Annotated in this window: 3 protein-coding genes and 1 pseudogene; 2 read left to right on the top strand and 2 right to left on the bottom strand. The window is 61.7% G+C overall.

Annotated features, from left to right (window positions below; all coding sequences use genetic code 11):
• Positions 1-62: 62 nt before the first annotated feature.
• Positions 63-1010, bottom strand: coding sequence for a LysR substrate-binding domain-containing protein (locus B3873_RS23655; RefSeq protein WP_209534277.1), 948 nt, complete (start codon positions 1008-1010; stop codon positions 63-65).
• 244 nt (positions 1011-1254) lie between these two features.
• Here B3873_RS23655 and ppk2 point away from each other — a divergent pair, with 244 nt between their 5' ends.
• Positions 1255-2166, top strand: coding sequence for a polyphosphate kinase 2 (gene ppk2 / locus B3873_RS23650; protein ID WP_209534339.1), 912 nt, complete (start codon positions 1255-1257; stop codon positions 2164-2166).
• 110 nt (positions 2167-2276) lie between these two features.
• On the opposite strand, the gene B3873_RS23645 is transcribed toward ppk2, so the two are convergent.
• Positions 2277-2819, bottom strand: a complete 543-nt coding sequence (locus B3873_RS23645) for a hypothetical protein (protein ID WP_286869374.1) — start codon at positions 2817-2819, stop codon at positions 2277-2279.
• A gap of 328 nt (positions 2820-3147) precedes the next feature.
• On the opposite strand from B3873_RS23645, the pseudogene B3873_RS23640 reads away from it, so the two are divergent.
• A pseudogene (locus tag B3873_RS23640) lies at positions 3148-3564 on the top strand (metallophosphoesterase); the annotation flags it as partial.

Here is a 3564-nt window from a genome sequence, read left to right as displayed (position 1 = left end):
AGCAAAAAAAAACGGGCCCTAGTAATGGCGGGCCCCGTTTTGCTTGCAAGCTGGCGCAGGGATCAGGCCGCGCTGGCCGACTCTTCGATGAGCATCTGCACGCCATTGAGCTTGCACGCCAGCACCGCCTGATGCACGGCATCGATGGCCGCCTGCCGCGTAAAGCTCTTGCGCCAGGCGATGACCACGCGGCGCGATGGTGCGGGGGCCACGAAGGGGACGTAGCGCACCATGCCATCACGGTTATCGGCATCGGAAATGGACGCGCGCGGCAGCACGGTCACGCCGATGCCGGAGGACACCATGTGACGGATGGTCTCCAGCGACGAGCCTTCGAAGGTGCGGGCGATGCCATCGCCATTGGTGGAGAAGCGTGACATCTCCGGGCAGACTTCCAGCACCTGATCGCGGAAACAGTGGCCATTGCCCAGCAGCAGCATGGTCTCGCTCTTCAGTTCACGTGCATCGATCTCCTTGCGCTCGGCCCACTTGTGCTGGCGCGGCAATGCCACCATGAATTCCTCATCGTACAGCGGCATCACGTTCAGTCCGTGTTCGGGGAAGGGCAGGGCCATGATGGCCGCATCGAGTTCGCCCTGGCGCAGCAGTTCGATCAGGCGCGTAGTGAAATTTTCCTGCAGGATCAGCGGCATCTGCGGCACGCGCTCGATCATGGTCTTGACCAGCGAAGGCAGCAGGTAAGGGCCGATCGTGTAGATGATGCCCAGGCGCAAGGGGCCGGAAAGCGGATCCTTGTTCTGGTTGGCGATTTCCTTGATGGCGGCGGTCTGCTCCAGCACGCGCTCGGCCTGGGCCACGATCTGCGCGCCCAGCGGCGTGACCGAGACCTCGGTGCCGCCGCGTTCGAAGATGACCACGCCCAGCTCATCTTCCAGTTTCTTGATGGCCACCGACAGCGTGGGCTGGGCGACGAAACAAGCTTCTGCTGCATGGCCGAAATGCTTTTCCCGCGCGACGGCCACGATGTATTTGAGTTCTGTAAGTGTCATGCTGTTATGCCGGAATCGTTTCCGGGACTATAGCCTATTTTCGCGCCCGCGGTTCTGCACGGCATCATGGCGTTTTCCCGCAGGATGGCGCAGGATGCAAGGGGATCGGCCGGTCCCGGCCACCTTTGACTCCAATGTTATCCGCCTGTCATGTCTTGGTCACAATGGGCAGGTATGTTGTCACGCACTTTTCAGGCGAAGGGAAATGCCGCGTTCGCCACTTTATCTTGCACACGAGGACATGATGGATAAGGAAGAACTGGTCAAGCGCGTCCACCGCGAACTGGCCGACAGCTACGACGAAGAAATGGAACTGGAGCTGGAAGACCGTACCGTCGATCCGGTCACCGGCGAATTTTCCAGCGCGCACGGCAGCGAGGAAAAGGAATACCGCCGCCTGTATTTCCGCGAACTGTTCCGCCTGCAGGGCGAGCTGGTCAAGCTGCAGGACTGGGTGGTGCAGACCGGCCACAAGGTGGTGATCGTCTTCGAGGGACGCGATGCGGCCGGCAAGGGCGGCGTCATCAAGCGCATCACCCAGCGCCTGAACCCGCGCGTGGCCCGCGTGGCCGCGCTGCCGGCACCCAATGACCGCGAACGCACGCAATGGTATTTCCAGCGCTATGTATCGCACCTGCCGGCAGCCGGCGAGATCGTGCTCTTTGACCGCAGCTGGTACAACCGTGCGGGCGTGGAGCGCGTGATGGGTTTCTGTACCGACGAGCAATACGAGGAATTCTTCCGCTCGGTGCCCGAGTTCGAACGCATGCTCACGCGTGCCGGCATCCAGGTCATCAAGTACTGGTTCTCGATCACCGATGAAGAGCAGCACCTGCGCTTCCTCTCGCGTATCCACGATCCGCTCAAGCAGTGGAAGCTGAGCCCCATGGACCTGGAATCGCGCCGCCGCTGGGAGGAATACACCAAGGCCAAGGAAGTGATGCTGGAACGCACCCACATTCCGGAAGCGCCATGGTGGATCGTGCAGGCGGTGGACAAGAAGAAGGCCCGCCTGAACTGCATCAGCCATCTGCTGCAGCAGATGCCTTACGCGGAAGTGCCGCATCCGACCGTGCAACTGCCCGAGCGTGAACGCCATGAGGATTACGAGCGCCATCCGGTGCCCGATTCCATGATCGTGCCGGAAATCTACTGATCGGCAGAGCAGGGCACCGCAATGAAAAATGGCCGGAGACAGAGCTCCGGCCATTTTCATTTGGAGAGTGCGGCGGGGTGCGCCGCGACCATCCCGAAGTGCGATCAGTCTCAGTCGAAGTACTTGGAAATGACTTCACCGAAGGCCTGTTCCGCCGACATGCCATTGAGCATCAGCTTGCTGATCTCATCGGAATGCTGGTTGGTTTCATCGGGCAGCATGTGGCGGTTGGCCTTGAAGTAGGCGTACTTCTCGCCATCGACCGCTTCGCGCGCACGGGCGGCGGCGGTGGTCGGGCGGGCGCTGCCGGCGGCGCTGCGGGCCGAGGAGGCACGCGCCGAACGCGGCGTGCTGCGGGTGCCGCTGCCGCCGGTGGCGACGATGCGCTTGATCTGGTCGAGGGTGAAGATGGGCGTCACGTTGCCGGGACCGAATTCGGTTTCCTCGGCGCGGTGCAGGTGATGATTGCCATCGAAGGCCATCTTCTTGTCGAAGCTGTTGATGACTTCATAGTGCGGCTTCTGCACCGAACCGAACATGCTGAAATGGACGCGGTCGCCGTAGGAGCTCATCTGGGTAATCACGCCGTTGAGGAATTCGGCCTTGATCGCCTCGACATTGCCATGCCAGCGTTTGGTTTTGCTTGAACTCAAAATAACTCTTCCAATGATGCAGGCGCGGCCTGGTGTCGATGCTCTTGCCATCGATGCGGCTGTCGCCGCCAAGGTCGCGCGAATTAAAAACGGGGGGATAGAGGCAATATTATCCTCCTCCGCGCGTCTTCTTGCATGCCTGTGGCGGACTTTTTCTTCATCTGGCCATTTCTGCTGCCTGCCGATGAGCCATTTTGGGCAGGATTTACGAGGTTTTTCGCAGAAATTGCTTGAAAAGCATGTCTCAAGCCTTCATATGCTTGCTTTCCGGCAAGCTTGGTCCGGCCTCCGCAGTCCCGGGCAATGTGTCCTCTTTCAAAGGTTTTCCATGCGCCGTAGCCTCTTTTCGCTGTTGACCGTCCTCGGCCTGCTGGCCGCGCTGCATGCCTGGATAGGCTGGCAGCTGTTGCCGGCCCTGACCACCCACGCGGGCTGGATCACGCTGGGCGCAGCGGTGCTGCTGCTGTCCTTCCTGCTGATGCCGGTAGCGCTGGCCGTGCCCTACCTCAAGCGGCGCGGCTTGTCGGAAACCGCCGCCGACCGCGTGGCCTGGGCCGGCATGCTGGCCATGGGGGCGTTCTCTTCGGCGCTGCTGCTCACGCTCTTGCGCGCGCTGGCGCTGGCCGCGCTGCCGTGGCTGCGCCTGCCGCCCATCCAGCAGCACGAGATGGTGGAACTGAGCGCCTGGCTGGTGCTGGCCCTCACCGCAGCGGCCACGGTCATCGGCTATCTCAACGCCCGCCGT

It is taken from the genome of Herbaspirillum sp. UBA812 (assembly GCF_002296545.1).
Lineage (GTDB): Bacteria > Pseudomonadota > Gammaproteobacteria > Burkholderiales > Burkholderiaceae_D > Herbaspirillum > Herbaspirillum huttiense.
This window is presented reverse-complemented; position numbering and strand designations above follow the sequence as displayed.

Coding starts and splice junctions, on each gene's coding strand:
- ppk2 (WP_209534339.1), top strand. CDS start 1,255: ATGGATAAGGAAGAACTGGTCAAGCGCGTCCACCGCGAACTGGCCGAC.
- B3873_RS23655 (WP_209534277.1), bottom strand. CDS start 1,010: ATGACACTTACAGAACTCAAATACATCGTGGCCGTCGCGCGGGAAAAG.